This window comes from Pseudoalteromonas sp. BZK2 (assembly GCF_014349195.1).
Classification (GTDB): domain Bacteria; phylum Pseudomonadota; class Gammaproteobacteria; order Enterobacterales; family Alteromonadaceae; genus Pseudoalteromonas; species Pseudoalteromonas simplex.
Window position 1 is genome coordinate 21,394 of the sequence record NZ_JACSOG010000028.1, and the last position, 25,677, is coordinate 47,070.

The window sequence follows — 25,677 nt, forward strand, 5'->3', positions numbered from 1 at the left end:
TGGCGTGTGAACGCTAAAAGTTGGTTTAACTTACATTCTTGGGCAGGACTCTTTGTTGGAGTCCTGCTTTTTGTTACCTGCGTATCGGGAACACTCGCTACGTTAAGTCATGAACTCGAGTACTTAACAGACGCTAAGTACCGTGCATTAACTTCTTCTGCCTCTACTAACTTCCTAGCTCTCGAAAACACCCTTAATCAGCATTATCCGCAAGCTCAATTACTTTATATCCAACGTCATAAGCAAGATTACCTTGCCACTGAAGTGGCTCTTAAAGTCGGTGATTCATTTCGCTTTGTTTATTTAGATGCTGCAACGGGTCGCTTACTCGGTGAAGGAGAGTGGGCGCGGATATCGCGGTTTTTACGTAACTGGCATATGAACTTATCGATGGGCTGGACGGGTAAACTAATCGTCACCAGTTTGAGTGTGTTACTCGTTATTTTATTGGTCTCGAGTTTTTATGTATATCGACGCTGGTGGCAAGGCTTTATGAAAAAGCCTGCTGCGCTTAGTATTGATAAACGTAGTAGTTGGTCTGATTGGCATAAGCTGTTAGGGCTTTGGAGTTTATGGTTTATTACTGTGATGGCCATCACAGGGATTTGGTATCTGGTAGAACATGGGCTGCAAACCGCGAAGGTACCTCACTATGTCTCTAGTCCACCAGCTGTGAGTGAGTTTAAGAAACAAAGCCCTCGCAAAGGTCTATCGCCAATTAGTTTAGCTACAGCTTATACAGCCGCTCAAAAGGCATTTCCTAGCCTTGATATTCGCTATATTCGTTATCCTAATAAAGCGGATCAGCCTATTGAAGTGCGTGGTTATAACGATGATATTTTATTGCGCCTGCGTGCTAACCGGGTTTATTTAAAACCAAGCTCCGGTGAAGTTCTTGGTGTACAAAAAGGGGAAGAACTAAACCTGCTTCCACGCATTAAAGACACCGCTGATCCGCTGCATTTTGGTAACTTTGCAGGCATTGGTACCAAGCTTATTTGGGGGTTATTTGGTGCATTGATGAGCTTTGTAAGTGCTGCTGGTATCTATATGAGTTGGCTTAGGGTCAAGCGTAAAACAACGGCAGGAAAGTGGCTTGGTTTATCTGGGGTGGTTGCAATCGGCTTGGTAGTTGCTTCACTACTAACAACAAGTTTGAGCTTTACTGAACGCAGTGTGCCTAATCAAGTTTATTCTCCTATTCTCGGTTAGCTTTTTTCAGGCATTAAAAAAAGGCGCAGTTAGCGCCTTTTTTATTGGGTTAAGAGTTTAGCCTCTTACCTTAATACCTTTTTTCTCCATACCGCGGTAGATGATTAGCATCTGTGCGATTGAGATAAGGTTCGATACTAACCAGTAAAGTACTAGGCCAGATGGGAACCATAAGAAGAAAATAGAGAATACTACTGGCATAAAGGTCATCATTTTTTGCTGCATAGGGTCAGTAACCGTCATAGGTTGCAGCTTTTGAGTGATGAACATACTTAAACCAAATAAAACCGGTAATACGTAGTATGGGTCCATTGCTGATAAGTCATTTAACCATAAAACGAATTCAGCATGACGTAGCTCAGTTGATTCTAAGAATACGTAGAATAATGCTAAGAAGATTGGCATTTGTAGTAACAGTGGGAAACAGCCACCCATAGGGTTCACTTTTTCTTTGCGGTACATTTCCATCATAGCCTGACCGAATTTTTGACGGTCATCACCATACTTCTCTTTTAGTGCAGCCATTTTAGGCTGAAGTGCACGCATCTTCGCCATTGACGTGTATTGTGCTTTAGTAAGCGGGTACATTGCCGTTTTAACGATAACCGTGATTGCAATGATAGCTAGACCCCAGTTACCTAGGATGCTGTGTAACCACTTAAGTAGTACGAATAATGGTTGTGAAATAAACCATAACCAACCGTAGTCTACAGTAAGGTCTAAGTCTGGGTGAATTGCTTCTAGTACGTCAGACTCTTTCGGGCCCATGTAATAAGTTGAGCTAAGTGTTGCTTGCGTACCAGCTTGTACGTTAACTGCTTCACCTTTAGTACCAATAATTGCCGCATTACCAGCAACTAATTTGCTGTAAAGGGTATTTTGTTGGTCTTGCTTTGGTACCCACGCACTTACAAAGTAGTGTTGAATAAATGCAATGTAGCCGCCAGCTGTAGTGATGTTAAGGTTTTTATCAGCCATGTCTGAGAAGCTGTACTTTTCGTATGGCTCTTCTTCAGTACCAAATGCTGCACCTAAGTAGTTTTGATCTACTAAGCTACCTTTTTCTTGTACTGTGCGTTTTACTTGCGTGTATAACTGAACTTGAATTGGATCAGCTGTTACGTTGTTTACTGTGTACTCTAAATCTACAGCGTAGTCGCCTTTTTTGAAGATATAAGTTTTAGTAAAGGTCACACCTTTACTGTCAGTAAACTCAAGTGGTACACGTAGCTCATCACCCGTTAAAGTGAATGCTTTTTGTGTGGTTTTATAAACAGGGCGACCAGCAACAGTTGCGTCAGGACCATTTAAACCAATTAAGCCACTTTGCGAGAAGTATTGCTTACCATCGAACTCACCTAATAGCATGTAAGGTGTGTTACTGCCTTTTTCTTCTTCGTACTGAAGTAAGTCTGTTTCAATGATGTCACCACCACGGGTGTCAATTTTAACAGTGAATACGTCAGTTGTTACATCGATAACTGAGCGCTTTGCTGTCGTTACAGCTGGAACTTCACCGTCAGATGATGCTGGAATAAAGTCATCAGATTCTGGTGTTGTTGCGCCTAGTGTTTGTGTTGTGGCACTTGGATCAGCCTTTGGTGCGTTGTAGTCGTTATTCCATTCTTGAAATAATAAAAACGACACAAGCATCAAGCCGATTAATAAAAACGTGCGTTGCGATTCCATAACAGCTCTTATTTCTCGTGTTGGTGGTTAATATGATTTTTTGCCGGTACGGGATCATCCCCACCAGCATGTAAAGGGTGGCATTTTAATATGCGTTTAACAGCTAACCAACTGCCTTTTACACTTCCATGCAAATTAATTGCTTGAATAGCGTAACTAGAGCAGGTTGGATTAAAACGACAATGCGGGCCTAATAGTGGGCTTATCCATTTTTGATAGCCGCGTATTAGCATGACTAAACAGCGCTTTGGAATAGCAACAAGTGGTTTAATTAACCTCATGATGTGTCTGCCCCTGCGTTAATTTAGTCAATGGATACCATGAATTTAAATTCCCATCGTAGAATTTTAAATGCATGATTAAAAGGTGAGCTAAAGATACCTTAATTAAGCCTGTAATTCTATTGCTATCAGGCTTGTTTATTAGATTTAGCTGATTTATTCGGGCGTTTTTTAAATGGTGGTGGTTTAGGTGCACCAGGCTTGCAGCGTTCGTTAATTTTTCGCCACAATTTATTTAGTTGCTTTGTCAGCTCTTCGTTTGACTGTTCATCAATACCACTTTTAACCATAAGCACAATATCAATGTTATCGAGTTTATGTTGATTTAAACGGAAACTTTCGCGAGCAAGTCGTTTAATTCGATTACGTTGACAGGCTTTTTTAACGCGTTTTTTTGCGACCGTAAGACCTAATCGAGGATTAGTTTGGTCATTGCGTTTAGCTAATAGGGTAAAGAAAGGAGTCGCAGCGCGTGCTGGTTCATTAAAGATTCGAGAGTAATGCGAGGGAGTTAACAGACGTAACTCCCTGCTGAAGCTAAAGTCTTCCACTTATATATTAAGCAGAAAGAACTTTACGGCCTTTAGCACGACGACGAGCTAATACTTTACGGCCATTTGCTGTTGCCATACGAGCACGGAAACCGTGTGTACGTTTGCGTTTTAAAACGCTAGGTTGAAAAGTTCTTTTCATAACAATTCCATCCGATCGGTTAAGGTTAAAACATCCTATGCAGGTCGCGATCCTGGCACAGGTGCCATTGCGAGCGCGAGATATTATAGATGAAGACAACAAAAGTCAATCATTAAAACGCTGCAGAGGCCGTAATTATAAAGGATCCTTTTACCTGATCATATAGGATCATCATAAATAAGAAGTTTTCCACAGCCTCTGTATAAAAAGTGAATAAAAGCTTGGGAAAAGCCAATTCGATCGTAGAATTTGATCGCGATCTGGCTGCAAATTTGTTATGATCACTGTTCGAGCTTAAAAAATAATTTTCTTAAAAATCAGTGTTTTATTCTTTTATGTTGCTGAGATCATATTTTTCATAAAAATCAATCTTGTACTTGTGGATAAAGTACCTTCATAATAGTCGGTCTGGGCCAAGAAAGTTGGTCAAAGATTAGCAATAAATGTTTGATTTTCCATCATTAAAGATGAACGGGAATAAAAATTAAATCTCTGGGAGTTTAACTGTGTATCTGTCGGTTTGGCAAAGTTGTTTATATGTATTGCAAGATGAATTGCCTTCACAGCAATTCAGTATGTGGGTAAGACCACTTCAAGCAGAAAGTACCGAAGATACGTTGACTATATATGCACCTAACCGTTTTGTTTTGGATTGGGTGAGAGAAAAGTATTTAAACCGTATTAATGAACTACTCGTTGAAATTTGTGGTGATGAAGCACCTGAATTACGTTTTGATGTTGGTAGTAAACCTATTTTAAATGCCCAAGTGGCATCAGCACCGGCTGCAGCAGAAACAAGCGCATCTGTTCCACAACAAACTGCTGAAAAGCAACAGCCAAAACCTGAAAAAGCAGCGGTCGAACCTGCACCAAAATCAGGCTATAAATCAAACATTAAAGAAAATTACACCTTTGATAGCTTTGTTGAAGGTAAATCAAACCAATTAGCAAAAGCTGCAGCGACTCAAGTTGCAGATAACCCAGGTTCTGCATTTAACCCTGTATTTATATATGGTGGTACTGGCTTGGGTAAAACTCACTTATTGCACGCTGTTGGTAACGGTATTATGGCTAATAAGCCAGACGCGAAAATTGTTTATATGCACTCAGAGCGATTTGTGCAAGACATGGTTAAAGCGCTTCAAAATAATGCCATCGAAGAATTTAAACGTTATTACCGAAGTGTTGATGCATTGATGATCGATGACATTCAATTTTTCGCTAATAAAGAACGCTCACAAGAAGAGTTCTTTCATACCTTCAACGCTTTACTTGAAGGAAATCAACAGATTATCTTAACTTCAGACCGCTATCCAAAAGAGATTGAAGGGGTTGAAGATCGCCTTAAATCACGTTTTGGTTGGGGCTTAACCATTGCTATTGAGCCGCCAGAGCTTGAAACGCGCGTTGCTATTTTGATGAAAAAAGCGCAGCAAAGTAAAATTAATTTACCTCACGAAGTTGCCTTTTTTATCGCGAAAAAATTACGCTCAAATGTGCGTGAATTAGAAGGGGCGTTAAACCGCGTTATTGCTAATGCAAACTTTACTGGTCGTCCGATTTCAATCGACTTTGTAAAAGAAGCGCTACGTGACTTACTTGCGCTGCAAGATAAACTGGTAACGATAGATAATATTCAACGCACTGTTGCTGAGTATTACCGTATTCGTGTGTCAGATTTACTCTCTAAACGTCGTAGCCGTTCAGTAGCAAGACCACGTCAAGTGGCCATGGCATTATCAAAAGAACTTACAAATCACAGTTTACCTGAGATTGGTGACGCCTTTGGCGGCCGTGATCACACAACTGTATTACACGCTTGTCGTAAAGTTAAATCACTCCGTGACGAAAGCCATGAAGTGAAAGAAGATTATCAAAACTTAATAAGAACCTTGTCATCTTAAGGCCGACTTTATTATGCAAATAACAATATCAAGAGAGCAATTTTTAAAACCTTTAGTTCAAGTGTCTGGTGCGATTGAGCGTAAGCACACTTTACCGATTTTATCGAACGTACTGTTAGTTGTTGAAAACGGACAACTTTCGATGACGGGTACTGATCTTGAAATTGAGTTAGTGGCGAGTGTGTTTGTCGGTGAAGATACCACAGATACGCAACTTACTTTACCAGCTAAAAAGTTACTCGATATTTGTAAAAGTTTACCTGATGGCTCAGACCTTACGTTAAGTAGCCAAGATCATCAGTTACTACTAACAAGTGGTAAAAGCCGTTTTTCTTTAACTACGCTGGCCGCTGAAGATTTTCCGAATCTTGAGCAGTGGGATGGTGAAGTTGAATTTCAACTAACGCGTTTAGAATTGCGTAAACTTTTAGAAAGCACGCACTTTTCTATGGCGAATCAAGATGTACGTTATTATTTAAACGGTATGTCATTTGAAGTTGATAACGCAGATATCAAAACAGTGGCTACAGATGGCCACCGTTTGGCAATTGCACAAAAGCAATTACCACAGTCTTTAAATACACAACGTCAGTTAATTATTCCACGTAAAGGTGTACAAGAAATTATGCGCCTAATGGTGGCTGATGATGAGCTAGTTACCATTCAATTTGGTGCTAACCATATTCGTATTATTGATACTGAGTTTACGTTTACCAGCAAGCTGGTGGATGGTCGTTTCCCTGACTATCGTCGTGTATTGCCACGTGGTGGTGATAAAGTGATTACTGCTAACCGTGAATGGCTTCGTAGTGCTTTCCAACGTGTGTCTATTTTATCGAATGAAAAATTCCGTGGTGTACGATTAAACCTATCTGAAGGTTTATTAAAAATTACTGCTAACAACCCTGAGCAAGAACAAGCTGAAGAGGTTGTTGAGGTAATGTACCAGGGCGGCGAACTTGAAATTGGCTTTAACGTTTCTTATGTGCTTGATGTACTTAATACATTAAAAACAGAAGATGTAACCTTTACGCTTGCAGACTCTAATAGCAGTGCGCTAATTGAAGGTGCAGGTGACGAAGAAGCTATGTACGTTGTAATGCCGATGCGCCTATAAGCTTATATGAGTTTAAGTCATTTAAGCCTCAATAATTTTCGGAATATTGAGGCGCTGACAATTGAGCCGGTTAATGGCATAAACATTATCTATGGCGAAAATGGCAGCGGAAAAACCAGCCTCCTTGAGGCGATATATTTCCTTTCTCACGGTAAATCATTTCGTACCGCCAAACATAAAAATATCATTCAGCATCAACAAGACAAGTTTGTGATTCATGGGCGCAAAGCGCTGCATGATTTGTCTATTCCGATTGGTATAAGCAAAAACCAAGCGGGTGAAACGTCTTTAAAGATTCAGGGAAAAACGAGCCGTAAAATCTCTGAATTAGCTCAACTAGTGCCGGTGCAAGTTATTACTCCAGAAAGCTATTCGTTGTTTTTTGGTGGCCCAAAAGAGCGTAGAAAATTTCTCGATTTAGGATTGTTCCACGTGGAACATGACTTTTTTTACTTGTGGCAGTCTTTTAATAAAGTACTAAAACAACGTAATGCTTTATTAAAAAGTAAACCTAGAGATTATTTTGAACAGATCAAGTTTTGGGATAAAGAATTTGTTAGACTAGCTGAACAAATAAATAATCTAAGAATCGCGTATATAAGTAGGTTTAAGCAGCAGTTTTTTGATAAAATGTGTGCAGAATTAACGCTTGTAAGCGATTTAGAAATTAACTTTCATGCGGGCTGGAAAGAGAGTGAAACGCTCTCAGAGGCGCTTGAGCAAAGCTTTGAACGTGATGCCAAACAAGGTTTCACAAGTAAAGGTCCGCATAAAGCTGATTTTAGTTTTAGTGTTTCTGGTAACAGTGTAGAAAATACCTTTTCTCGCGGTCAATTGAAGCTCTTGCTTTATGCGTTAAAAGTAACGCAAAATAGCTTAATTGAGTCAGAAACAGATAAGCAATCTATATTGCTAATAGATGACTTACCTTCAGAACTGGGTGAAGATACAAAAGAGAAAGTGGGTCAGCTTTTGACTCATTGCGATTCGCAACTTTTTATCTCATCAATTTTATCTGAAAGTATTTCTGCTGTGGTGGAACCCATGCAACGAGAACTAAAAATGTTCCACGTGAAACATGGCAACCTAATAACAAGATAAGTGGGATTAACCATGTCTGAGAATTACGATTCGTCGAGTATTAAAGTACTTAAAGGATTAGACGCAGTAAGAAAGCGTCCAGGAATGTATATAGGGGACACCGATGACGGTACAGGCCTTCACCATATGGTGTTTGAGGTTGTTGATAACTCTATCGATGAAGCCTTAGCTGGTCATTGTGATGATATTTTTGTAACGATTCACTTAGACGGTTCAGTCTCTGTAAGAGATAACGGTCGTGGTATTCCTACCTCTATTCACGAAGAAGAAGGTGTTTCTGCGGCTGAAGTTATCATGACGGTACTTCACGCTGGTGGTAAGTTTGATGATAACTCATATAAAGTATCAGGTGGCTTACACGGTGTAGGTGTTTCAGTAGTAAATGCACTATCTGAAAAGCTACAACTGACTATTCGTCGTGAAGGCAAAATTCACCAACAAACATATACTATGGGTGTACCAGATGCGCCATTAGCTATAATTGGTGACGCAACAGACACAGGTACTGAATTACGTTTCTGGCCAAGTGGTGAAACATTCAGTGACCTTAACTTCCACTACGATATCTTAGCAAAACGTTTGCGTGAGCTTTCGTTCTTAAACTCTGGTGTAAGTATTATTCTTACTGATGAGCGCGAAGAATCTAAGAATGACCACTTCAAATATGACGGTGGTATCCAAGCATTCGTAGAATATCTAAACCGTAACAAAACACCTGTACATAAAAGTGTTTTCCACTTTACCCATGAGCGTGAAGAAGACGGTATTAGTGTAGAAGTTTCAATGCAGTGGAACGATGGTTTCCAAGAAAGCATTTACTGCTTCACAAACAACATTCCACAACGTGATGGTGGTACGCACTTAGCTGGCTTTAGAGCTGCATTAACGCGTACGCTAAATAACTACATGGAAAAAGAAGGCTTTAACAAAAAAGCGAAAACAACAAGCAATGCGACGGGTGATGATGCTCGTGAAGGCTTAACTGCGGTTGTAAGTGTTAAAGTACCTGATCCTAAGTTCTCATCACAAACGAAAGACAAACTAGTATCAAGTGAAGTTAAGTCTGCTGTAGAACAAGCAATGGCAGAAAAACTAACAGAGTTCTTATTAGAAAACCCTGTTGATGCTAAAACAGTTGTTGGCAAAATTATTGATGCAGCACGAGCTCGTGAAGCAGCACGTAAAGCACGTGAAATGACACGCCGTAAAGGTGCAATGGATTTAGCTGGTTTACCAGGTAAATTGGCAGACTGCCAAGAAAAAGATCCAGCACTTTCTGAACTATACATAGTGGAGGGTGACTCTGCAGGGGGTTCAGCTAAGCAGGGTCGTAACCGTAAAAACCAAGCTATCTTGCCACTTAAAGGTAAGATTCTTAACGTTGAAAAAGCGCGCTTTGATAAGATGCTTTCTTCTCAAGAAGTCGCAACTCTAATCACTGCATTAGGCTGTGGTATTGGTCGTGATGAATATGACCCAGAAAAGCTACGTTATCATCGTATCATTATCATGACCGATGCGGACGTGGATGGTTCTCACATTCGTACCTTACTACTGACTTTCTTCTACCGTCAAATGCCAGAGATTGTAGAAAAAGGCTTTATCTATATTGCGCAACCACCACTTTATAAAGTGAAAAAAGGTAAGCAAGAACGCTACATTAAAGATGACCCAGCGCTTGTTGATTATTTAACATCATTAGCATTAAACAATGCTGCACTTTATACAAGCGAAGGTGCATCTGCACTTGAAGGTGAAGAACTAGAAAGAATCGTTCACGACTATCAAAATACAGTTAAAGTGATTGAACGCTTAAAACGTAAATATCCAAACTCGGTTATGGAACGTTTAATCTATCAAAGCGAAATTACCGAAGCTGATTTAGCAGATGAAGCAAAAGTTAAAGAGTGGACTAACACGCTAGTTGACGACTTAATTGCACGTGATGAAGATGCAACTATCTTCCATGCGGGCACTGAGCACGATACTGAGCGCAACATGTATTATCCTGTTGTGAATATTCGTCAACATGGTGTGGATAAAGCTCATGTACTAAACCATGACTTCATCACATCGCGTGACTATAAACGCATTGCAGCGACAGGCGTAAACATTGCTAACTTACTTGAAGAAGGGGCATATGTTCAACGCGGTGAGAAAACTCTTGCTGTTGATAACTTTGTGGATGCATTAGAGTGGTTAATCAATGAATCGAAACGCGGCCTTTATATCCAACGCTATAAAGGACTCGGTGAGATGAACCCTGATCAGCTTTGGGAAACCACTATGGACCCAGATGCTCGTCGTATGTTGAAAGTAACAATTGAAGATGCCGTAGCTGCAGACCAATTGTTCGCGACTCTAATGGGTGACCAAGTTGAGCCGCGTCGTGACTTCATCGAAACGAATGCACTACGCGTAGTTAACCTAGACGTATAACGCTAAATTAAGAATTAAAAAGGAGCCAACTGGCTCCTTTTTTTATTGCTGAAAAAGCACAAACTGCTTAAAACCTTACTGCACACAAGGTATACTGAGAGCAATTTTCAGACTAAACGCACCAGATACTATAAGCCAAATATGCAAAAATATGACGTTAAAACCTTTCAAGGTTTGATCCTGGCTTTACAGGACTATTGGGCACAGCAAGGCTGTGTGATTGCTCAACCACTCGATATGGAAGTGGGAGCAGGGACATTTCATCCGTTAACTTTCTTAAAGTCGATTGGCCCAGAGCCAATGTCGAGCGCGTATGTTCAACCATGCCGCCGTCCAACTGATGGTCGTTATGGTGAAAACCCGAACCGTTTACAGCATTACTACCAATTCCAAGTAGTATTAAAACCATCACCAGAAAACATCCAGGAGCTTTATTTAGGCTCTTTAGCAGCTGTTGGTATTGATACACTAACTGATGAAGTTCGCTTCGTAGAAGACAACTGGGAGTCGCCTACATTAGGTGCATGGGGTCTAGGTTGGGAAATCTGGTTAAACGGCATGGAAGTAACACAGTTTACTTACTTCCAGCAAGTAGGTGGCTTAGAGTGCTCACCAGTAACCGGTGAAATCACTTATGGTCTTGAGCGTTTAGCAATGTATATTCAGGGCGTAGATAGTATCTATGACCTAGTATGGGCAGACGGTCCTATGGGTCGTGTGACATATGGTGATGTATTCCATCAAAATGAAGTAGAGCAGTCAGCTTATAACTTCGAACAAGCGGATGTTGAGTTCTTATTTGCACAGTTCGATCACTGTGAAAAAGAAAGCGAAAAGCTAATTGAAGCAGGCTTACCATTACCAGCTTATGAGCAAGTAATGAAAGCATCACATGCGTTTAACTTATTAGACGCTCGTCACGCTATCTCAGTAACAGAACGTCAACGTTATATCTTACGTGTTCGTGCTTTATCTAAAGCATGTGCGCAAAGTTACTATGATGCCCGTGAAGCTCTTGGTTTCCCGCTTTGTAAGGATTAAGAATTAGCATGTCAGCAGAAAATTTATTAGTAGAAATTGGCACTGAAGAGTTGCCACCGAAAGCACTTCGTAAACTTGCTGAGTCGTTTGCTGAGAACTTAGCAGCTGAGCTTGCAAGCTTAGAATTAAATCATCAAGGCGTTAACTGGTACGCATCACCACGTCGTTTAGGCTTACGTGTTACTGCACTTGAAGCAAAACAAAGTGACAAGGTTGTAGAAAAGCGTGGTCCTGCAGTTGCAGCCGCTTTTGATGCCGATGGTAATCCAACTAAAGCAGCAATGGGTTGGGCGCGTGGTTGTGGTATCGATGTAAGCGATGCACAAACACTAGAAACAGATAAAGGCGCTTGGTTATTACATAAAGCACAGGTTGAAGGTCAAGCAACTACATCGCTTATGAGTGATGCAGTAAACAAAGCACTTGCTAAATTACCTATCCCTAAACCAATGCGTTGGGGGGCAAATAAAACACAATTTATTCGCCCAGTGCACACTGCGACTATTTTATTTGGTAGCACGCTGATCGAAGGCGAAATACTTGGTAAGCAAGTTGGCAACCAATTACAAGGCCACCGTTTCCATCATCCAGAAAAAGTAACAATCAACCACGCTGATGATGTGTTTGATGTGCTGAAATCTGCTTACGTTGTCGCTGACTTCGAAGCGCGTAAAGCACAAATTCGCGAACAAATTGAAGCAGCAGCTAGCGCTGTAAATGCAAAAGTAGCGATGGATGAAGGCTTACTTGAAGAAGTAACATCCTTGGTTGAATGGCCAGTAACGTTGACAGCAACATTCGAAGAAGCATTCTTAGATGTTCCTTCAGAAGCGCTTATCTATACCATGAAGGACGACCAAAAGTACTTCCCGTTATTAGACCAAGATGGCAACTTACTTAACAAGTTCCTATTTGTTTCTAATATTGAAAGTAAAGATCCAAGCGTGGTAATTGCCGGTAACGAAAAAGTTGTTCGTCCTCGTTTAGCTGATGCGCAGTTCTTCTACGAAACAGACAAGAAGAAAACGCTAGAGAGTCGCTTAGAATCGCTAGATACCGTTTTATTCCAAAAGCAACTTGGTACGCTGAAAGATAAATCTGAGCGTATTAGTGAACTTGCCGGTTATATTGCTGAGCAATTAGGTGCTGATGCCGAGTTGGCTAAACGTGCAGGCTTGTTAAGCAAAACAGACTTAATGACCGAAATGGTCATGGAGTTTACCGACGTACAAGGTGTAATGGGTATGCATTACGCTCGTCACGACGGTGAAGCTGAAGAAGTTGCTCTCGCGCAAAATGAACAATATATGCCACGCTTTGCGGGCGATAACTTACCAACAAATGTGATCAGCTGTGCGGTAGCAATTGCTGATAAGTTTGATACGCTGGTGGGTATTTTTGGTATTGGTCAAGCGCCAAAAGGTGACAAAGACCCATTTGCACTTCGCCGTGCAGCAATTGGTGCATTACGCATCATGGTTGAAAAATCATTACCGCTAGATATCTTAGATCTTGTTGCTAAGTCACAAACGTTATTCGGTGAAAAGCTAACTAACTTAAACGTATCAACAGATGTGTTTGAGTTTATGCTAGGTCGTTTCCGCGCATGGTACCAAGATGAAGGTATCGAAGTTGATGTGATCCAAGCTGTGTTAGCACGTCGTCCAACTAAACCAGTTGATTTCGACCGTCGTGTTAAAGCGGTAAGTCACTTCCGTACATTAGACGCAGCAGAAGCGCTTGCAGCAGCAAATAAACGTGTAAGCAATATTTTGGCTAAAAATGACATCACAACACAAGGTGATGTGAATGAGAGCCTATTAAGCGATGACGCAGAAAAAGTATTAGCGTCACACGTTGCTAAGTTCGCAACTGAGCTAGCACCTTTATATGCAAATGGCGATTACCAAGAAGCATTATCACAACTTGCGGGTATCCGTGAGAGTGTTGATAACTTCTTTGATAACGTCATGGTAATGGCAGATGATGAAGCGGTTAAACAAAATCGTTTAGCATTGTTAAGCCAACTAAGCCGTCTGTTTTTAGATATTGCTGATATTTCTGTACTTCAGAAGTAAGCAGTAGCCAATTAATAAAAGCCAGCTCAGTGCTGGCTTTTTTGTAGCATAAGGAACAGTAATGAAACGTGTAATTACTTTAGCATTAGCAGGCTTATTAACAGCCTGTTCTAGCCAAATGCAAATGCCAAGCATTGACGATATTCTGCCAAGTAAAGAGCTTGACCGTACTATGTATTTACGTGGTGATTTCACCTTGTGGGATGCCGAGCCGCAGTATCAATTAGAGCAAGTTGCACCGGGCATATTCCAAACCGACGTTAAGTTTTCAACACCTGGTAAGGTTTATGAATTCAAAGTAGCGGATGCTGATTTTAGTGAAGGCTATAATTGTGGTTACAGTGATATGGACCCAGCAGGGCAATCATTGGTTCTAGGCCAAGCCGCCAATGCAGATTGTAATACCATCTACAATTATTTCAGCTTTAAACCCGCTGCAAAAGGCGTGTATGTAGTGAGCTTTGATTACCGCAATAGTAATCAACCAAAAGTGACAGTAACGAAGAAATAGCTTTAAGCTGTCAGTTTTAAGCCGATCGAGTGAGCGTTTAATATTGATAAATGCTCACTTTTAATTTTAATTGATTAACTCGAAACTCGTTGTTACAACCCTTTCTTCACCAAGTATCGATACGGTGCTTCTTTTACATCTTTAGCAACAAGAGTGTGATCCATAAAGGTACAAAAGCTTGGGATATCGCGGGTGGTTGATGGGTCGTCGGCGATGATAAGTAATGTTTCCCCATCTTTCATTTTTCGTACTGCGCCACGCACCATCATGACAGGTTCTGGACATCGAAGGCCAAGTGCATCTAATTGGTGATCGGGATTATCAAAACTCATGGCTGACCTTTTGGATGAAAGAGACTATTAATAAGCGGATATTTTAACTTTCTATTGCTGCCAGTTTCAATAAGTGAAAGCAAAGCAAATAAAAAAGGCGCACTGAGCAAGTCAGTGCGCCTTTTTATCACCAAGATGTTTGGTGCGAGCTCGTTATTCTACGCGCTCAAATACAGTTGCAATACCTTGGCCTAAACCAATACACATAGTTGCTAGGCCGTATTTAGCGTTCTTGTCTTCCATTAGGTGAACAAGCGTTGTGCTAATACGTGAACCAGAACAACCAAGTGGGTGACCAAGTGCAATTGCACCACCATTTAGGTTAACTTTTTCATCTACCACATCCATCAGACCTAGGTCTTTTAATACTGGTAGAGATTGTGCTGCGAAGGCTTCGTTAAGCTCTGCAACATCGATATCGTCAATAGTGATACCTGCTTGTTGAAGTGCTTTTTGCGATGCAGGAACAGGGCCGTAACCCATGATTGATGGATCGCAACCTGCAACAGCCATTGATTTAATACGCGCACGAATTGGTAAACCAAGTTCTTTTGCTTTCTCTTCGCTCATTACAAGCATTGCTGATGCGCCGTCAGAAAGTGCAGAAGAAGTACCTGCGGTTACGCTACCTGATGCTGGATTGAATACAGGGCGAAGTTGCGATAAACCTTCAACAGTTGTCTCAGGACGGATTACTTCATCGTCTTCAACTAAGATTAAAGAACCATCTGCATCGTGACCTTCCATTGGCAGGATTTCACGACGGAAACGACCTTCAACAGTTGCCGCGTGTGCACGTTGGTGTGAACGGTAAGCAAATTCGTCTTGTTGCTCGCGGCTAATGCCGTGTAGCGTAGCAAGGTATTCTGCAGTTAAACCCATTACGCCAGCAGCTTGTGCTACAGACGTTGATAAACCTGGGTGAAAATCATTACCGTGAGTCATAGGTACGTGACCCATGTGCTCAACACCACCAATGATGTAGGTATCACCAGCGCCAGTCATAATAGCGCGTGCTGCATCGTGTAATGCTTGCATTGATGAACCACATAAACGGTTAACTGTGACAGCTGGTACTGAGTGAGGGATACCGGCTAGTAGTGCTGCGTTACGAGCAATGTTAAAACCTTGCTCTAAAGTTTGTTGTACACAGCCCCAGTAAATATCATCAATTGATGCTGGATCAACGGCTGGGTTACGGTCTAACAAACCTTTCATTAAGTGAGCACTTAAATCTTCCGCACGCTTGTTTTTGAATACGCCGTTCTTTGAACGACCCATTGGTGTGCGGATACAATCTACGATTACTGGATTATTCATGTTTCTTATCCTTCCACCTTATAGAATACACGGCCTTCTTCGGCCCACTTGCGAGTTTCATCTGATACTTGGTAAATCGCACCTAAGTGAGCGTATTTGTCTGCTGTTGCAACAAAGTTCGCTAAACCAGTTTGATCTAAGTAACGGAATGCACCGCCTCTAAATGGAGGGAAACCAATGCCGTAAATTAGCGCCATGTCAGCTTCTTGTGGTGACGCTACGATACCTTCTTGTAAACAAAGTAGTACTTCGTTGATCATCGGGATCATACAACGGTCAATGATTTCTTGTTTATCGAAATCTTTAGGTGCATCAGTAATAGCACTCAGTAACTCAGTTGCTGTAGCATCTTTTGCTTTTTTCAGGCGACCACGACGGTCTGGCGCGTATTGGTAGAAACCAGCACCATTTTTCTGACCAAAGCGTTTTTCGTTTGCAAATACAGTAACAGGGTCTTTATCTTGGCGAGCCATACGCTCAGGGAAACCGTCAGCCATTACACCAGTACAGTGGTAAGCTGTATCGATACCTACAACATCAAGAAGATAGGCAGGACCCATTGGCCAACCAAATACATTTTCCATCACTTTATCAACTTTAGTGAAGTCAGCACCTTCAACAACAAGTTTGCTGAAACCTGCAAAGTAAGGGAATAGTACGCGGTTTACAAAGAAACCAGGGCAGTCGTTTACAACGATTGGTGATTTACCAAGTTTTAATGCGTAATCAACAACGGCATTAATTGTTGCTTCTGATGTTTTTTCACCACGAATGATTTCTACTAATGGCATTTTTGGCACTGGGTTAAAGAAGTGCATACCACAGAAGTTTTCTGGTTTTTCAAGTGCCGATGCTAACTCGTCAATACGAATTGTTGAGGTATTTGAAGTTAGGATAGTGCCCGCTGGTAAGTCTTTTTCAAGGCCCGCAAGAACAGCTTGCTTCACTTTAGGGTTTTCAACCACAGCTTCAACAACGATGTCTGCGCTTTGTAAGTCTGCATCGTTTAGCGTTGGCTTGATCTTGCCTAAGGTAGCAACCATCTTATCCATCGCCATATGGCCACGTTGTACTTTTTTGCCAAGTAGCTTAGATGCTTCACCCATACCTAAATCAAGTGCATCTTGGTTGATGTCTTTCATGATAATAGGTGTGCCTTTATAAGCAGACTGGTATGCAATACCACCGCCCATAATACCAGCACCTAATACAGCAGCTTGTTTGATCTCAAGCTCACTGTGTTTAGCTTGCTTCTTCGCTTTACCTTTAATGTATTGGTCAGCTAAGAAAATACCTGTTTGCGCAGCAGCTTCGCTTGTTGCTGCTAATTTAGCAAAGTTAGCGTTTTCAATCGCCATTGCTTCAGCGCGTTCACAGTTTGCCGCAGCTTTGATTGTTTTTACAGCCATAACAGGTGCTGGGTAGTGACCTTTTGTCTGACCCATTACCATGCCTTCCGCCATCGCAAAGCTCATACCTTGCTCAACACGGTTCATTTTCAGTGGCTGTAATTTTACTTGTCGTTTTGCTTGCCAATCTAGCTTGCCAGCAATTGCTTGCTCAAGTGTTGCAATACTTGACTCTAAAAGTTTGTCAGCACTAACTACTGCGTCAAATGCACCTACCTTTAGGGCAGCAGCGGCGCGGTTTTCTTTACCTGTAGTGATCCATGTCATCGCATTATCAGCGCCAATAAGGCGTGGAAGGCGAACTGTACCACCAAAACCAGGCATAATACCTAGTTTAACTTCAGGTAGGCCAATTTTAGCGTTAGAGCTAGCAACGCGGTAATCGGTAGCAAGTGCCCACTCACATCCACCACCAAGCGCCATGCCGTTTACAGCACTTAGCGTTGGGAAAGGTAAATCTTCAATTGCATCAAAAACGTCAGTTGCATTTTTGATCCATGCAACAAGTTCTTCTTGAGGCTTAGTGAAGGTAGGTAAAAATTCGAAAATGTCGGCACCGATAATGAAATGATCTTTATCGCTGGTGAACACCATGCCTTTGATATCTGAGTTTGTTGCCAATTCTTTTAATGCTAAAGCGCAATCTTGCAAGGTTTGCTGCGAAAGTTTATTTACTGAGCCGTCTGCACAGAACTTAAACTCGGCGATGTTGTCCTTGATGAAAGCAACTTCAAATGAATCGCTTTTATATAACATTATTATTCTCCCTAGTTTATTAACTAAGACTGGTACGATGAGTTTGCATTTCAATCAGTGTGCTTGCTTTAAAATGAAAATGCAACGAAAAATTTACTACGCTTTATCGCGATTGGTTAAAATATAGCTGGTTTGGTGCTAAGGTGTAGCAGAAGTTTTTTGTTATTAATTCTTTAATTTTTGTTAAAGGTCATCATGAAAAAACAACTCCTTGGTTGGACAGCTGCCGCATTACTTTTTCCTTTTTTTGCAGCTGAAGCCAACGATAAACATGACGCTTTTTTAAAAGCAGAAAAAAAGGCGCGTTACGGTGATTATCAAGACATGAAAGAGGCGGCAAATGGGCTTGATCACCCACTGAAACCTTATGTCGAAAAGGCTTATTGGCAACGAAACCCAAGCCTTAAACACCAGACCGAAATCGAGGACTACCTCAATGTTTACCAAAACACGCCATTAGAGTGGCCTGTGCGTAAGGCATGGCTTAATTATTTAAAAAAGTATAATAAAAAAGCGGCTTATATTCGTAACTACCGCGAAACAAGCAATAACGAATTAACTTGTCCTTATTTAAGTTTTCAATTGGACTTAGGTGCCCCTGAAAAAGCCATCATGAACCAAGTAACAGATTTATGGGTGGTAGGAAAATCTCAGCCAAAAGAATGTGATGAGTTGTTCTCACTTTGGAAGAAAAAAGGCTACCAAACCGAAGAGCGAGTTTGGCAGCGTATTAGCTTAGCTGCCGAAGGAGGCTCATCGAGTTTAATTCCATATTTAAAAACATTATTGCCTCGTGCTGATCAATATTTAGCTGATTTATATTTAAAGGTACGCAAAGACCCAAGTGCTTCGGCGGGTCTTTATCGTTATAAGAAAAAGTCTGCTAAAGAAGGGCAAATCGCGATTTATGGTGTGAAGCGCTTAGTATGGCGAGATAAAGACCTTGCATTACGTGCATGGGAAAAACTCGAAACCATGTTTAATTACACTGACGAGCAAAAAGCAGACGTTTACTACAGCTTTGCGTTATCGCTTGCCTCAAGCGGTCATCAACAAGCACGCTTTTGGTTAAATAAGGTGCCTAAAGAACGCCAAACTCAAAAGTTAATGCAATGGCAACTTGGTAATATGCTAGAGAGGCAAGATTGGTCTGGCATAGTGGCGTTTTTCACAGGTAAAGAAAACTTGAGCCTTGGTCAGCAATATTGGCTGGCGTATAGCTTAAATCAACGTGGTGAAGTCGAACGTGCTCGTGAGATTTGGCAAACAGTGGCTAAAGAGCGTGACTATTACGGCTTTTTAGCGTCTGCACGCTTAGGTGTTCCGGTTAGCTTAAATAATAAAGAAATTAATATAAGTAACAAGTTAAAGCTTGAGGTGGCCAATGCCCCTGGCTTTAAGCGCGCTCGCGCTTTGTATGAGCTTGAGCGTTTTACTTCTGCGCGTCGTGAATGGAATTATTTAACGGATACATCAACCAAAGAAGAAAAGCTCGCTGCGTCTTTGCTTGCTGCTGAACTTGATTGGTATGACAGTACCATCTACACCTTAGCGCAAATAAAAGAGTGGGACTATGTCGACTTACGTTTCCCATTTGCATTTAAGAATGTGTTTGCCACTTATAGTAGTCGTAGCCATATTGATGTCGCTTGGAGCATTGCAATTTCACGCCGTGAAAGCTCTTTTGCACCGGATGCGCGTTCTCATGCCAATGCCCATGGTTTAATGCAGTTGTTGCCAAGCACTGCTAAATACATGAATAAGAGCTCGGTATCACGAAAACAGTTATATCAGCCTCGTACTAATATTCGTCTTGGTAGTGAGTATTTGCAGTATTTGAAAAAGAAAAATCATGGCAACGAAATCCTAGCAACGGCTTCTTATAATGCGGGCTACCATCGTATTAAACGTTGGATCCCAGAGCAAGCTATGCCAGCAGAGCTGTGGATTGAGTTAATTCCTTACACAGAGACACGAAACTACGTTAAGAACGTGTTTGCTTACAGGCAGGTTTATCACACTCGATTAGGACGCGATGGCAATGTTCTAGCGCCAATCCTTGATATGTCGATGGGTGGTTAAACTCGATTTGCCACACTATTCTCCCTCAGTTGGGGGATAGTGCTGGCTATGATAGACTTCTAACAAGTTAAATTTACTAAAGATGGGTTTACTATGGATAAATTAGCGGTGCTATACGCCGAACATATTGCAACCTTGCAACAACGCACTCGTACAATTACAGAGCGTGAAGGTTTAGAAGGGTTAGTAATTCACTCAGGTCAGGCTAAACGTCAGTTTTTAGATGACATGTATTATCCGTTTAAGGTGAATCCGCAATTTAAAGCTTGGTTACCAGTGATCGACAACCCACATTGCTGGATTGTGGTTGATGGTGCATCTAAGCCGAAACTGATTTTTTATCGTCCTGTCGACTTTTGGCATAAAGTGCCTGACGAACCACGTGATTTTTGGGCTGAGTATTTTGATATTGAATTATTAGTACAGCCAGATCAGGTAGAAAAACTGCTTCCTTATGATAAAGCTAAATATGCTTATATCGGTGAATATTTAGAAGTAGCGCAAGCACTGGGCTTTAGCATTATGAATCCAGAGCCAGTGATGAACTACTTGCATTTTCATCGTGCTTATAAAACACAATACGAGCTTGAGTGTTTACGACAAGCTAACCGTATCGCGGTAGATGGCCATAAAGCAGCACGTGATACGTTTTTTGCTGGTGGTTCAGAGTTTGATATTCAGCAAGCTTACCTCATGGCTACCCGCCAGAGTGAAAACGAAATGCCTTACGGTAATATCGTTGCACTAAATGAGAACTGTGCAATTTTACATTACACGCATTTTGAACCTAAAGCGCCGCAAACGCATCATTCTTTCCTTATTGACGCTGGTGCAAACTTTAATGGTTATGCTGCTGATATCACACGTACTTATGACTTTAAAAAGTCAGGTGAATTTAGCGATTTAATTAAAGTAATGACTGAGCATCAAATCGCTTTAGGTAAAGCATTAAAGCCAGGTCTGTTATACGGTGAATTGCATTTAGATTGTCACCAGCGTGTAGCGCAAGTACTAAGCGACTTTAATATTGTGAAATTACCAGCCGCTGAAATTGTGGAACGTGGTATTACGTCGACGTTCTTCCCGCATGGTCTTGGTCACCACCTTGGTTTACAAGTTCACGATATGGGTGGTTTTATGGCTGATGATACAGGTGCGCACCAAGCACCACCGGAAGGTCATCCTTTCCTACGTTGCACTCGCTTAATCGAAAAGAACCAAGTATTTACTATTGAACCTGGTTTATACTTTATCGACTCGTTATTAGGTGACCTTGCGCAAACTGACAACAAACAGTTTATTAACTGGGAAAAAGTTGAAGCGCTTAAGCCATTTGGCGGTATCCGTATTGAAGATAATATTATCGTTCATGAAGATAGCCTAGAAAACATGACGCGTGATCTACACTTAGATTAACGATAAAGGTTAGTGAATATCGGGGCCAATAGGCCCCATTTTTTTAGATAAGCAATTATGTCTGAATACCAATATCCGGCTGAGCCGGTTTTTTACCAAGAAGAAATCAAAAAAAGCACCTTTATTGTGCATATTGCCCACACTCCTGATCTTGCGGCAGCAAAAGCCTTTATTAAAGAAATTCAAGATAAATACAGCGATGCTCGTCATAATTGCTGGGCACATGTTGCGGGTAACCCCGGTGGCAGTCATGTGTATGGCTTTTCTGATGATGGTGAACCCAATGGCACAGCAGGTAAACCCATGCTCAATGTATTAACTGGCTCTGGTATTGGTGAAATTACAGCGGTGGTAACCCGTTATTTCGGGGGCATCAAGCTTGGTACAGGTGGGCTTGTGCGTGCTTACGGCGGTAGTTTAAATAACGCCATGCGTGAGCTTAAAACCATTACCAAGGTACCGAGTGTTGAGCTGATAGGTCAAAGTGATTACAGCGTACAAGGTGCAATCGAGCAGTTATTAAAAAATCAGTATCAGGTGCTTAATATCGAAAAACAATTTGCAGAGAACATCACTTGGCAAATTGAAATCGATAGCCGTCAGGCAGAGCAAGCGATTGATGATATCCATGAATTGACTCATGGCGAAGTTAGCCTAAAAGTCAGAAAAGTTTGAAATGTAAAAATAATACATTCCGTTTACTTACAATTAAGGCTGTAAGACAATAAACTGTATTAGCTAAACATTTAATAAGAAAGCGATACGCCTAGATGCAATTTCGTACCATAATAAAAATTCTCGGCCAGCTGGTGGCGTTATTTAGTATCACTATGGTGCCACCGGCACTGGTGTCTTTGATCTACAAAGACGGTGGTGGTGTGCCATTCGTTCTCGCTTTTATCTTTAGTGTTGTAATTGGTTTAGCGGCTTATTATCCAAACCGTCATGAACATGGTGATCTTAAAGCCCGTGAAGGCTTCTTGATTGTGGTCTTGTTTTGGTTAGTACTAGGTACCTTCGCTGCGGTGCCTTTAGTGTTCTTACAAGAACCTAATCTTTCCTTAGCTGACTCGGTATTTGAGGCCTTTTCTGGGCTGACAACGACAGGGGCTACCGTACTTACGGGCATAGAATACCTACCTAAATCAGTGCTCTTTTATCGCCAGCAACTGCAATGGCTAGGTGGTATGGGGATCATCGTACTCGCGGTCGCGGTACTGCCTATGCTAGGCGTTGGTGGCATGCAGCTATACCGTGCAGAAACCCCCGGTCCGGTTAAAGATTCAAAAATGACGCCGCGTATTGCCGATACTGCAAAGCACCTTTGGTATATCTATGTATCGCTGACGATTGCCTGTACGCTTGCATACTGGGCTGCAGGGATGGATTGGTTTGATGCAATATGTCATGCATTCTCTACGATTGCGATTGGCGGCTTCTCTACCTACGACGCATCAATGGGGCAGTTTGATAGCCCATTAATTAACTTTATCTGTGTCGTGTTTTTGCTGATCGCAGCCATTAACTTCTCGCTGCACTATGCAGCTGTATCGTCACGCAATATTCGTGTTTATTTACGCGACCCTGAATTCAAAGTGTTTTTATTGATTCAATTAGCCTTAGTTATTGTCTGCTTTACTGTGCTGTCATCAAATAATATTTATGCCGATGGTGATGAGACTCTCGACCAAGCCATGTTCCAAGCGGTTTCAATGAGTACAACCGCGGGCTTTGCGACTGATAACTTCTCAGCATGGCCGCTGTTCTTACCTATTTTACTTATCTTTTCAAGTTTTATTGGCGGCTGTGCCGGATCTACCGGTGGTGGTATGAAGGTCGTGCGGGTGTTCTTACTTTACCTACAAGGTATTCGTGAACTTAATCGTCTAGTGCACCCGAGGGCTATTTATTCAATTAAATTAGGCCGAAAAGCACTCCCAGATAAAGTTGTAGAAGCCGTTTGGGGCTTTTTCTCAGCCTATGCGTTAGTGTTCGTCATTATTATGTTGGCGCTGATGGGCACCGGTATGGATAACATCAGTGCATTCTCAGCAACCGCTGCTTGCTTAAATAACTTAGGCCCTGGTTTAGGTGAAGTCGCCGCTCATTACGGCGCGATTTCTGATACGGCAAAATGGCTACTTACTATTGCGATGGTATTTGGTCGTTTAGAAATATTTACTTTATTAGTGTTATTTACCCCAACGTTTTGGCGAGGGTAAACGGCGGATAACTCTCTAGGAATGGAGATCAAAAAGTGCCAAAAACCCAAAAACAATTAAATTTAGAAAAGTTAACCTGTATTCCTGCTGGTAGCTTAGTTGATGTGGAAATTATCACACCAACAAATAGTAAGCGTGTGAAAACAGAGTTTATTGGCTTGATGAATGAGCAATACATCATCTTAAATTACCCTTCCTCAAAGCGATTGGCGAACGGCAGTGATTTCATCAAAGACGGTGTGATGGTGATTATACGGGCTGTGCTCGAAGCGGGTGGTGGGCAAGTGATTGCTTTTCGTCAGCAAATAAACGCCTTATCATCGCACCCTTATCGCTTAATTTTTCTCGACTTTCCTCAGCAAGTGCAGCTTTATAGCTTGCGTAGTGAAGCGCGTATTCCTACTTTATTCCCTGCAAACTTAGTGATTTCGGAGCAAAAATTGGCAGGGCTTATTAAAGATATTTCTGTGACAGGTGTGCAGTTTGATATTAATAGCAAGGAGGACTTAAGCGCTTTTAAAGGACAAAGCTGCCAAATCACCCTAAGTAAACGTGAGTTTAGTGGCAAGGTATGCAGCGTACGCAAGCGAGCGGGTGGCTTTATGTTTGGTGTGCAACTTGATACCAGTGAAGATGAAATGAAAAAATTCATGGAAGAGCACTTAATTGACCTTTCAGTGTTGGATAGTTAATGCCAATTCGCCATTTTGCAACAAAATGGCTATTTTCCTCAATTTAACCCTACAGATATTAAAATTATTTTATAAATAAATTTAAATAACCAATTAAATCAATGTGTTACTAATTAAATTAATTTCGATTTTTTTCTTTAAGTTTTGTTGTTCAGATAGAGTTTATTTTCCAATCCCTAACTTTTCTGTTTTCTAATCCGAATTAATCGCTATTGTCTCCATTTTAATCTTTGTAACTTATTGATTTTAAAGGTGACAAAAAACCAACCACCGAGCTTGTTGCAAAACAGCAACAAATAAATCGCGTTATTTCCCCCTAATTCTCGGTATTTTAATTTAATACACTGATTTTATTGTTCTTTTTAACTTTGGCATCGAAGTTGAAATAGTCTTAGCGAACACAGAGAAAAACTGATTCAGGAACATATCCTTTATCACAGTTGAGACAACATTGAAGGAATAGTGATTATGAAAACGTTACACAAAACTTTAGCACTTGTAGCTCTTGCAACTTCATCTGCAGCATTTGCCGCTGACTTTGACACATTAGATGTTAATGGTGATGGCGCAATCAGCAAAAGCGAAGCATCTGTAAGCAAAGCATTAATGAGCCAATTTAAAGAGCTTGATACAGACGGCAACGGTGAGCTGTCAAAACAAGAGTACTCAAAAGCTTAATTTCATTGTAAGGACGCACTGAAAAGGATTTCTAACTCAAGACAACACATTTTGAAGGAATGACATTATGAACACAGTAAATAAAACACTAGCACTTATGGCACTTGTATCTTCATCTGCAGCATTTGCGATGAGTGACTTCGATACCTTAGATGTTGATGGCAATGGTGTTATCAGCCAAAGCGAAGCATCGGTAGATGCAGAGCTTATGAGCAAATTCAGTGAACTAGACACTGACGGTAACGGTGAGTTATCGAAACAAGAATTTTCAAAAGCTTAATGTGATTAAGCAAAACCAGTTTATTTAGCTGATTAGTTCTGAGCTGCCAAAGACAGCCTAAATGGATAAGGGAATCCATGACAAAGGACAACACTGGAAGTGTGATCAGCTAACACTCTTAATATTGAAGGAATATGATTATGAAAACAGTAAACAAAACATTAGCTTTAATCGCACTTGCATCATCATCAGCAGCTTTTGCAGCATCTGACTTTGACACTCTAGACGTTGACGGTAATGGCGTGGTTAGCAAAAGTGAAGCAGCCGTTGACGCAAAAATTATGTCGCAGTTTAAAACACTAGATGTGAATGGCGACGGCGTTCTTACTGAAGCTGAGTTCTCTGAAGCCGAATAACTGAATTAGTACGTAGTTATACCAGTTTCCACTAAGCAAGGATCTCAGAAACGGATTTCACTCTTTTA

General features: G+C 41.2%; 23 protein-coding genes. 16 read left to right on the forward strand and 7 right to left on the reverse strand.

Annotated elements, in window-relative coordinates:
* Window positions 1-6 precede the first annotated feature (6 nt).
* The gene (locus BIZ38_RS15980; protein WP_187490734.1) at window positions 7-1,212 is read left to right on the forward strand and encodes a PepSY-associated TM helix domain-containing protein; all 1,206 of its coding nucleotides are present in this window, start codon (window positions 7-9) and stop codon (window positions 1,210-1,212) included.
* A gap of 57 nt (window positions 1,213-1,269) precedes the next feature.
* Here the strand turns inward: BIZ38_RS15980 and yidC are convergent, their stop codons facing one another.
* The 4 genes from yidC to rpmH all read right to left on the reverse strand — a co-directional run bounded on the left by yidC (window position 1,270) and on the right by rpmH (window position 3,875).
* Window positions 1,270-2,901 carry a membrane protein insertase YidC gene (gene yidC / locus BIZ38_RS15985; protein ID WP_063530446.1) on the reverse strand — a complete coding sequence of 544 codons (1,632 nt, stop codon included), beginning with the start codon at window positions 2,899-2,901 and terminating at the stop codon, window positions 1,270-1,272.
* Between the two features lie 8 nt (window positions 2,902-2,909).
* Window positions 2,910-3,182, reverse strand: a complete 273-nt coding sequence (gene yidD, locus BIZ38_RS15990) for a membrane protein insertion efficiency factor YidD (protein ID WP_138618664.1) — start codon at window positions 3,180-3,182, stop codon at window positions 2,910-2,912.
* 128 nt (window positions 3,183-3,310) lie between these two features.
* Window positions 3,311-3,733: a ribonuclease P protein component gene (rnpA, locus tag BIZ38_RS15995; RefSeq protein WP_058583673.1), complete on the reverse strand. Its 423-nt coding sequence runs from the start codon at window positions 3,731-3,733 to the stop codon at window positions 3,311-3,313.
* 7 nt (window positions 3,734-3,740) lie between these two features.
* Window positions 3,741-3,875 carry a 50S ribosomal protein L34 gene (gene rpmH, locus BIZ38_RS16000; protein WP_008488847.1) on the reverse strand — a complete coding sequence of 45 codons (135 nt, stop codon included), beginning with the start codon at window positions 3,873-3,875 and terminating at the stop codon, window positions 3,741-3,743.
* 506 nt (window positions 3,876-4,381) lie between these two features.
* Between rpmH and dnaA the strand changes: the two genes are divergently transcribed.
* The 7 genes from dnaA (at window position 4,382) to BIZ38_RS16035 (ending at window position 14,066) form a co-directional block, all read left to right on the forward strand.
* Window positions 4,382-5,779 carry a chromosomal replication initiator protein DnaA gene (dnaA, locus tag BIZ38_RS16005; protein WP_058583674.1) on the forward strand — a complete coding sequence of 466 codons (1,398 nt, stop codon included), beginning with the start codon at window positions 4,382-4,384 and terminating at the stop codon, window positions 5,777-5,779.
* A gap of 13 nt (window positions 5,780-5,792) precedes the next feature.
* Window positions 5,793-6,896, forward strand: coding sequence for a DNA polymerase III subunit beta (gene dnaN / locus BIZ38_RS16010; RefSeq protein ID WP_054563760.1), 1,104 nt, complete (start codon window positions 5,793-5,795; stop codon window positions 6,894-6,896).
* A 6-nt stretch (window positions 6,897-6,902) separates the two neighbouring features.
* Window positions 6,903-7,997, forward strand: coding sequence for a DNA replication/repair protein RecF (gene recF, locus BIZ38_RS16015; RefSeq protein ID WP_138602147.1), 1,095 nt, complete (start codon window positions 6,903-6,905; stop codon window positions 7,995-7,997).
* Window positions 7,998-8,009: 12 nt separating this feature from the next.
* A complete protein-coding gene (gyrB, locus tag BIZ38_RS16020; protein WP_054554790.1) occupies window positions 8,010-10,436 on the forward strand; it encodes a DNA topoisomerase (ATP-hydrolyzing) subunit B in 2,427 nt (808 codons plus the stop codon).
* 141 nt (window positions 10,437-10,577) lie between these two features.
* The gene (glyQ, locus tag BIZ38_RS16025; RefSeq protein ID WP_054554789.1) at window positions 10,578-11,477 is read left to right on the forward strand and encodes a glycine--tRNA ligase subunit alpha; all 900 of its coding nucleotides are present in this window, start codon (window positions 10,578-10,580) and stop codon (window positions 11,475-11,477) included.
* A gap of 8 nt (window positions 11,478-11,485) precedes the next feature.
* Window positions 11,486-13,555 carry a glycine--tRNA ligase subunit beta gene (gene glyS, locus BIZ38_RS16030; protein WP_187490735.1) on the forward strand — a complete coding sequence of 690 codons (2,070 nt, stop codon included), beginning with the start codon at window positions 11,486-11,488 and terminating at the stop codon, window positions 13,553-13,555.
* Between the two features lie 61 nt (window positions 13,556-13,616).
* Entirely contained in the window at window positions 13,617-14,066 is a 450-nt protein-coding gene (locus BIZ38_RS16035; protein WP_054563764.1) for a hypothetical protein, read from the forward strand.
* A 92-nt stretch (window positions 14,067-14,158) separates the two neighbouring features.
* Here BIZ38_RS16035 and tusA read toward each other — a convergent pair whose 3' ends face one another.
* From tusA to fadB, 3 genes are all read right to left on the reverse strand, one after another.
* Entirely contained in the window at window positions 14,159-14,398 is a 240-nt protein-coding gene (tusA, locus tag BIZ38_RS16040; protein ID WP_055199314.1) for a sulfurtransferase TusA, read from the reverse strand.
* A gap of 153 nt (window positions 14,399-14,551) precedes the next feature.
* On the reverse strand, window positions 14,552-15,718 hold the full coding sequence (fadA, locus tag BIZ38_RS16045) for an acetyl-CoA C-acyltransferase FadA (protein ID WP_054554784.1): 1,167 nt from the start codon (window positions 15,716-15,718) through the stop codon (window positions 14,552-14,554).
* A 5-nt stretch (window positions 15,719-15,723) separates the two neighbouring features.
* Complete coding sequence (fadB, locus tag BIZ38_RS16050) at window positions 15,724-17,883, reverse strand: fatty acid oxidation complex subunit alpha FadB (RefSeq protein ID WP_187490736.1); 2,160 nt, start codon at window positions 17,881-17,883, stop codon at window positions 15,724-15,726.
* A gap of 195 nt (window positions 17,884-18,078) precedes the next feature.
* On the opposite strand from fadB, the gene BIZ38_RS16055 reads away from it, so the two are divergent.
* The 8 genes from BIZ38_RS16055 (at window position 18,079) to BIZ38_RS16090 (ending at window position 25,609) form a co-directional block, all read left to right on the forward strand.
* Entirely contained in the window at window positions 18,079-19,965 is a 1,887-nt protein-coding gene (locus BIZ38_RS16055) for a transglycosylase SLT domain-containing protein (RefSeq protein WP_054554782.1), read from the forward strand.
* 93 nt (window positions 19,966-20,058) lie between these two features.
* Window positions 20,059-21,381, forward strand: a complete 1,323-nt coding sequence (gene pepQ / locus BIZ38_RS16060; RefSeq protein ID WP_054554781.1) for a Xaa-Pro dipeptidase — start codon at window positions 20,059-20,061, stop codon at window positions 21,379-21,381.
* A gap of 57 nt (window positions 21,382-21,438) precedes the next feature.
* A complete protein-coding gene (locus BIZ38_RS16065) occupies window positions 21,439-22,056 on the forward strand; it encodes a YigZ family protein (RefSeq protein WP_187490737.1) in 618 nt (205 codons plus the stop codon).
* 95 nt (window positions 22,057-22,151) lie between these two features.
* Window positions 22,152-23,603 carry a TrkH family potassium uptake protein gene (locus tag BIZ38_RS16070; protein ID WP_054554779.1) on the forward strand — a complete coding sequence of 484 codons (1,452 nt, stop codon included), beginning with the start codon at window positions 22,152-22,154 and terminating at the stop codon, window positions 23,601-23,603.
* Between the two features lie 35 nt (window positions 23,604-23,638).
* Window positions 23,639-24,295 carry a flagellar brake domain-containing protein gene (locus tag BIZ38_RS16075; protein ID WP_187490738.1) on the forward strand — a complete coding sequence of 219 codons (657 nt, stop codon included), beginning with the start codon at window positions 23,639-23,641 and terminating at the stop codon, window positions 24,293-24,295.
* A gap of 468 nt (window positions 24,296-24,763) precedes the next feature.
* Complete coding sequence (locus BIZ38_RS16080; protein ID WP_187490739.1) at window positions 24,764-24,973, forward strand: EF-hand domain-containing protein; 210 nt, start codon at window positions 24,764-24,766, stop codon at window positions 24,971-24,973.
* Window positions 24,974-25,040: 67 nt separating this feature from the next.
* Window positions 25,041-25,253: a calmodulin gene (locus BIZ38_RS16085; RefSeq protein WP_054554776.1), complete on the forward strand. Its 213-nt coding sequence runs from the start codon at window positions 25,041-25,043 to the stop codon at window positions 25,251-25,253.
* Window positions 25,254-25,393: 140 nt separating this feature from the next.
* Window positions 25,394-25,609: a calmodulin gene (locus BIZ38_RS16090; protein WP_054554775.1), complete on the forward strand. Its 216-nt coding sequence runs from the start codon at window positions 25,394-25,396 to the stop codon at window positions 25,607-25,609.
* Window positions 25,610-25,677 lie beyond the last annotated feature (68 nt).